This window comes from Mycobacterium sp. E1715, from assembly GCF_001667625.1.
Classification (GTDB): domain Bacteria; phylum Actinomycetota; class Actinomycetes; order Mycobacteriales; family Mycobacteriaceae; genus Mycobacterium.
The window spans coordinates 1-6,739 of sequence record NZ_LZJJ01000480.1 but is presented as its reverse complement, the minus strand read 5'-3'; the positions used below and the strand labels follow the sequence as shown (position 1 = coordinate 6,739).

Below are 6,739 nucleotides of genomic sequence, written 5' to 3'. Positions count from 1 at the left end.
CAGGCCGTGGTTGACCCGCGCCGCAGTGGCGACATCGCGGATCGACGTGGCGGCCGGCCCACGTTCGGCGAACAACTGGCTCGCGCTGTCCAGGATCGCCGCGACCACCTCGTCGCGCCCCGTGGGGCAAACCACCTGGTCCGATGGGCTTGTGCCGTCTGTAGTCATATGACTACACTACCGGAGAATGCACTGTAGTCGACTGACTACAGTCCTCGACCAAGGAGATGATCCGCGATGACGCAGACGCTGACCCAACCGCAGACGCTGAGTGTGGAGTACCAGGAGCTGATGGCCAGGGCCGACGAGGTGGAGGCCGCGATCCCGGGTCAGCCCGCCGACAACGCTGAAGCGCCCTGCGCCCTGGCCATGGTCACCGCCGCCGTCGCGCAACTTGCGTTGTCCGCCGACAATATGCGGCTCTACCTGGGGGTCGGCGTACGCGAGCGCGGCCGCCTCGCGGAGTCGCTGCGCAACGCCGCGAAGGCCTACGAGGAGGTCGACGAGAACTCGCAAGAGGCCATCGACGACGGCACGTCGGTGCAGGCCGCGGCGCCCGGCGTCACCGGCGAAGGTCCCGATCCGGTGGCACTCGGCGACACGAAAAAGGTTGGGGCTTCGTCGATTGAGCCGACGCCGTACTGCCCGGTCCGGCAGGCCGCCGAGGAGATCGCCGAACTCGATCAGGGCGTCTCACTCGACCTGTTCGCGCAAACGTGGGCCGATCACCAGCGGACACTGCTAGAGGCCCGCTATCGTTTCCGGCCGTTCGTCGAATGGTACGGCGACGCCACATACGCCGTTGAAGACAACTTCGATTCGCATCGGTCATGGCTCGACCAGATGGCGGCGTTGTCCGGCACGATGGTCAGCCAGGCGCAAGGCGTCGTGTCGACGCACCGTTGGGCCGTCACGGAACATCCCACCGTCGCGCAGCTGAAAGAGCTCGACGACGCGTGGGTGTACTTCCAAGGCCATCTGCCGGCAGAACATTGGAAAGGCAGCGTCAAGCCCGCGTTGGAAGAGGAATACGCGCGGCTGCAGAAGAAGTCGGAGGAGGTCCTGGCGGAATACCAGAGGAGGGCGGCGCTGCCGTTGGCGCCTATCAATCCGCCCAAGCCCCCCGCCGCCTACTACGTCGCCCCGCCCCCTGAGCCCGGCTCGTACGAGACGGATCCCGACACCCCATACGACGAGTTGCCGTACGGCGACGAGTACCTGAACACCCCCACCGGCATGCCGAGTGCGCCGTTCACCGGTACGCCGGCGATGCCCACCGACCCGACCGGGGCGGGCGCTTGGAGGGGGGCGCCCGCCCCGTCGAAGGGCCCGGGGCTGAAGCCGGCCGGGCTGGGCGGCGGCGGGACCGGTGTGCCGTCGATGCCGTTGCAACCCGCGGTAGACGCCGAAGCGCCGCAACGGTCCACCGGGGCGGCGGCCGGGTCCTCGGGTCCTGGCCGCGGGATCCCAAGCGGCGGTGGCGGATTGGGCGGCGGCATGGGCGGGGCGCCGATGGGCGCCCCCGGTGCGCAGGGGCAACCGAACGGCAAGGGCAAGCGTCCGCAATCCGACGAGGAGGCGATCTACACCGAGCGGCGGCCGTGGACCGAGGGCGTGATCGGCCGGCGGCGCAGGGAGGTCGCGGAGGCAAAGGACGCCCGGTGATCGGCTGACGCCCCGACGAAGGCGGGCCTTCTCCGCTCCCGGCCGAGGGGTGCCGGGAATGTTGGACGAAGGCCCGCTTCTTCGTCCGAGCGAGGGGTCGCCGACCGACTCACGATGCGTCGGAGAGCGCCGCCGACAACAACCCGGTCAGGTGCTTCCAGTACAACCAATCGGCGACCGCGGCTCGCTGGGCCACGGGATCGGCCGCGGTGTGCGCCTGTGCGACCAGCACCTCCTGGGCGTGCTCGGCGTAACGATGGAAGGCCCGCAGGTGCGCGGCCTGCCGCCCGGGGGAGCGGCTGGCCAGCGGCTTCATCACGTCGAACCACAGCATCGGCCGCTGGTCGACGGGCGGAGCGGGATCCTCGGCCGATTTCGGCACCTGCGCCAGCATCTCCTGCAGGCTGATCTTGCCTTCGGCCAGCGAGGCGGCGAGGTGAGCCGCGGCGTCGGAGTCCATCAGTTCGTCAGGGGCCCGCTGGCTGTCTGCCGACGGGGTCGCATCGGCGGGCGCCGGCGGCAACAGGTTGACCAGCCGGACGTCCGTGGTGGCGGCCAGCCGGTCGGCCGCCTCCGGGTCCACGACGGCCAGCCGGGATAGACCGACCATGTCGCCGTTGTCCGGGATGTCGTCGGGCTTCAGCAGGACCTTCGCGGCACCGGGATCCGAATTGGCCAGCTGCTCCTCGGTCGCGATCACCGCGCGCAGCTTCTGGTCGTGGTGCTGCGCCCAACCCTGAACGGCCATCACCGGGTAGGTGGCCCAGCGCGCCCGTTCCGCGGCGGGAATGGCGTCGTCGGCGCTGGCCATCTGCACCTGTTCGGGTAATTGCACCCCGTCGGGGATGTAGGCGAGCCCGTAGCTGTTGGCCACCACGATCTGCCCGTCGGTGGTCACCGCCGTCACCCAAAAGAATCCGAGTTCGCCGGCACCGTTGGCGCCGGGTGCGTTCAGGGCCGCCGCAATGCGCCGCGCCAATCGCAGCGGATCGGCCTGGCGGCGCGCCGCGTCGGCGGTGGCTGCGTCCGCGATGGCGTCGCGTTCGGCGCGCGCCTTCGAAACCGGGATGATTGGTGTCACGACAACGGCATCCGCCGCGTCGCTCCGCTCGGTCGATGCCGGGTCGCCGGCGGACGCGGCGGGTCGGGCCGGCGCCGGCCGATTGCCGGCGGCCGCGGGTCGCGTGCTGGCCGAACCGGTTGGCGGCTTCTGCGCCGCCGAAGCACCTGCGCCCGCCCCGGCGCCGCCACCGCGCGATCCGCCGCCCGAGGCGCCCGGCAGTCCGGCCGGCATGCCGGCCCCGCCGACGGGCGCGGCCGTCGCCGACTCTTCCGTCCGGGGCGCGACCGACGGCGACATCAGCGACGCCGGCGTCATGCCCTTGCCGCGTCCGCCCGCGCCGAGCGGTTCCGCCGACGCCGCCGGGCTCAGCGGCGCCGCGGGAGCCGACGGCGGTGCCGGTACACCGCCGGGACCGCCCGGGCCGCCAGGCACGGCGGGGCCACCCCCGCCGGGTTTGACGGCCGGTGGGGCGGGCACCTGCCCGGGAACGGTCGGCATTCCGGGCGGGGGCTGCGCGCCTGGCCCCGGTGTGGGCATTGCCGAAGGTGGCATCGCGGGGGGCGCCAGCGGGGGCGCCGCCGGCGGTGGCGTCACCGGCGCCGGTGGCGCGGGGCCGGGCCGCGGACCGTCTTCCTCGACGGGCGGCGCCGGCGATGATGGACCGTCCGGCAGCGTGACCGGCGGCGGCGTCTTCTGATCGAGCAAGTCCCGCAGCGCATTGTGGGGCGGCTTCCACGCCTTGCTCGCCACGATCCGCTCGGCGGTGCCGGTGACCACGCTGAGGTTCGCCCCGTAGGCGGTGCTGAGCACCGAGTTGATCGCGGTGGTCCGCTCGGCGGCGTCCAGGGTGGAGTCGTTCTCGAGGGCGCGGATTTCCGTCTGCGCGGCCTCGACGATGTCACTGACATCCCATTTGGCCTGGGTGACCGAATCGGCGACATACCGCTGCCAGGTGATGACCGTCGCCAGGCCGTTCTGCAGCTTCTTGAGCTCATCGATGTTGGTGCCGAGCTCGCTCTTGGCCGCGGCGGCGGCACCGCCGGACCAGAATCCTCCGTCGAAGATGTCGCTCTGCTCGTGCTGGCAGGTCTCCAACACCGCGGTGACCTGCCGCAGCACCTCGGTGTACTGCTGCGCCCGGTCGTAGTAGTTGTCCTCGTCCACCTCGGGCCAGGCGTCCGGGGTGAGCATCTGCGCGGCATACTCGCTGACCGGCTTCGCGACGCCCATCGCCTACTCCTGCGCCGGCGGCATGCGCCAACGCGTCGGCCGCTGGAGGGTACCGGACATCATGGTTAGCAAGCGTAATCGAGGTTCAGCCAAGCCAACTGCGCCAAATTGAGCGTGGGTCCCCGCCGGTCCGGAGCATTCAAACCCCTGTCCGGCACCGGGTTTCGCTCAGGTTAAGCCGAGGGTCTCTTTGAGCGAACCGGCGATGCCGGCGACCAACTCGATGAGCCGGTCCTCCTCGGCGTCGATCGCGGCGGTCGCGACGGCCCGCGCGTTGCCGATCGCCTCGTTGACGCGCTCCCCGACCGTTTCGGCTCCCAGGCGCAGCAGGCCGTCCTCGATGTGGAGACCGGTCAAGCAGAGTCGGGCATTGAGGGTTGCCTCGACGGTCTTCGATTCGTCTGTGGCCGTGAACGTTTCGGTATTCGTTCGGTGCTGCTGGTCCTCCAACGCCGACTGGAACAGCTGCGCCTGCCGCAGCGCCTCTGCCACCTGGGGGTGCATCTCCACGGTCATTTGGGATCCTTACTTCTCGGGTGCTGTCTTGCGCGGGCGGTTCCCGATGACGCCCTCGGTCCATGCGCGTTCCTCGGTGTAGAGCGACTCGTCGTCCGATTGCACGCGTTTGCCCTTGCCCTGGTTTTGGTTCTGGCCGGGCCCGCCCATCGGCGCCATCCCGCCGCCCATGCCGCCACCGGCGGCGCCGCCAACGCCCGGCATTCCGCGGCCCGGGCCCGCGCCACCGGGTGCCGCGCCGGCGGGCCGGGACGCCGCCTCGGAATCCACCGCGGGCTGCAATGGCATCGACGGCACACCGGCCCCGCCGCCGCCCAACCCGGCCGGTTTGACCCCGCCTCCCCCGGGCAGACCCGGCTTGCCCTTCAATGCATCTTTCATGGCGGCGTCCATGGCCGGCTGGTCCGCCGCCCCCGGCATGCCGCCCCCCGGCATCGGCGGCACCATGGGCGTCATGGGGGTGGCGGGCGCCCCGGTTCCGTCGCCGGTGGGCCAACCGCCCGGAATGGTCGGATCGATCGTTCCGTCGCCCGGCGCATTCGGGTCGGGGGGCGCCGAAATGCGGGTGGCGGCGGGCGGAGCCTTGGGATTCACCGGCGGCAGCGGCAGCGACGCGTTCGCGATGTACATGTTGAGCGACGTCTCCGATTTCTGCTGCAGGCTTTCATACCAGCTGACCGCCATGTACAGGTAATACGGATACGACGTCACATACCGCTGGTACCAGTAATCACATTGCGACACTTCGTAACTCGTGGGGTGTTCCGCCTCGACGGTCCACTTTCCGTCATAGTCATGCGTCTGACGATCGCCCATGACCCGAGCTTTCTTGTGGGCGTCGACGACTCTCAGGGCCTGGTTTCCGAGGCTGACGCACAATTGAGCCATCGAGTAGATCCACTGCCGTTGTGCCTCGAAATTCAACTCGACCGCTGCGCATGCCTCGCCCTCCCACGAGCTGAACGGCCGGAAACGGTAGGTCTCCTTCTGGAATTCTCGTTGGAAGTTGTCCCACTCCTTCGCGAACGCCTTGAAGGCGGTGCCCTGGTCGCCGGACTCGATGGCCGTCGCCGCCTGCCTGACCTCGTAGTAGGGGTACTCGAACGCCGGCGGTGGCGGTGGGGGCGGGGGCAGGTAGCCGCCGAAGTCCTCGTCCGGGTCGCAATTGGCCGTCATCCGGTCGCTTCCGTTGCCGACCCCCGATGCGGACGAACCGCCGTCGACGGCGTTGATGGCCTCGGCGCTGCCCTCGTCGACCTCTTCGTAGGCTTTGGCGGCGTTGCGGAGTGATTTCGCCAGCGCCCGCCACTCCCGCTCGCACGCCCTGAGGTAAAGCCGCATCGAGTCGGCGGAAAGCGCGAGTTGGGTGGCGGCATCGTTGACAAAAGAGAGGGCACACGGGGCTGCGGGATTGGTGGCCGGGATGGCCGGCAGCGCCGCCTCGATCTCATTGGCCCGCGCCATGAGTTCTTCGTATTCGACCTTCAACGTCTGCGGCATATCGGCTGGCTCTCCTTACGCTGAAGTCATCGTCGGCCGAATCGAAAACCGCCGAGGCCGCGGCAGTGTCGGTGAGGTGTGCCGCAACGTCACTCGTTCGACACCGTGGCCCGCGGGCGCGAGGAGACTGGCGTTGCCCGCTGAGTCGGCGCGGTCGACAGCAGGATGCGGTGCAGTCACCGACCACCCCTTTCGTGTCGCCGAGTCATCGGGCGGTGTAGGGGCACGCCAACCGCCATCGGAGTTATCCTAATTCACCCAAGAGGGCCCGCGCGCAGCAATTTGCCGTACCGATTTGGCACACTTTCGGCTCGAAAATGCGTGGTGTACCGGGGTGCAATGCGCACACATTGCGCCGCATTGGTCCGCCCGAAGGCGTTGCGGCCTCGCCCTTCTCGACGGCGTGCGGGCCAGGCGGCGCCCGACCGTCACACCCCGGCCGGTCGGAAGAAAACCCCGTCGGCCTGCAGCAGTCGCCCGGTTCGGACATCGAAGAAGAACGGCGCGAATCCGGCCAACGCCATGCCCAGTGAGCGCATCAGGTCCATCGCCTCGTCGGCGAGCATGCCACCGTCGTACAAGGGCTCGAACGAGAGCTCGAGCTGCACTCCGACGCAGCGATCGTGCACCGTTGTCTCCCCGCCGGCGATCACCTGCCTCTCGAACCCCTGGACGTCGAGCTTGAGGAATGCCACGTCGTCGGGCAGCAAGAGCTCGGGCGCCAGGGAATCGAGTCGACGGAGGGCCACCTCCTCGGTGCCGATG

The 6,739-nt window shown here is 69.6% G+C and carries 6 protein-coding genes; 1 reads left to right on the top strand and 5 read right to left on the bottom strand.

All coding sequences use genetic code 11. From position 1 onward, the window contains the following. Positions 1-168, bottom strand: a 168-nt coding sequence (locus A9X03_RS28820; protein ID WP_156746654.1) for a helix-turn-helix domain-containing protein, incomplete at its 3' end; no start/stop codon positions are given. Positions 169-237: 69 nt separating this feature from the next. Between A9X03_RS28820 and A9X03_RS24045 the strand changes: the two genes are divergently transcribed. Beyond that, the gene (locus A9X03_RS24045; RefSeq protein ID WP_082954781.1) at positions 238-1,665 is read left to right on the top strand and encodes a hypothetical protein; all 1,428 of its coding nucleotides are present in this window, start codon (positions 238-240) and stop codon (positions 1,663-1,665) included. 109 nt (positions 1,666-1,774) lie between these two features. Here A9X03_RS24045 and A9X03_RS24040 read toward each other — a convergent pair whose 3' ends face one another. The 4 genes from A9X03_RS24040 to A9X03_RS24025 form a co-directional block, all read right to left on the bottom strand. Next, on the bottom strand, positions 1,775-3,958 hold the full coding sequence (locus A9X03_RS24040; RefSeq protein ID WP_067748606.1) for a hypothetical protein: 2,184 nt from the start codon (positions 3,956-3,958) through the stop codon (positions 1,775-1,777). A gap of 168 nt (positions 3,959-4,126) precedes the next feature. Further along, positions 4,127-4,474: a YbaB/EbfC family nucleoid-associated protein gene (locus A9X03_RS24035; RefSeq protein WP_067748608.1), complete on the bottom strand. Its 348-nt coding sequence runs from the start codon at positions 4,472-4,474 to the stop codon at positions 4,127-4,129. A gap of 9 nt (positions 4,475-4,483) precedes the next feature. After that, a complete protein-coding gene (locus A9X03_RS24030; RefSeq protein WP_067748611.1) occupies positions 4,484-5,974 on the bottom strand; it encodes a hypothetical protein in 1,491 nt (496 codons plus the stop codon). Positions 5,975-6,402: 428 nt separating this feature from the next. Beyond that, on the bottom strand, positions 6,403-6,739 hold a 337-nt coding region (locus tag A9X03_RS24025), incomplete at its 5' end, for an FkbM family methyltransferase (RefSeq protein WP_156746653.1).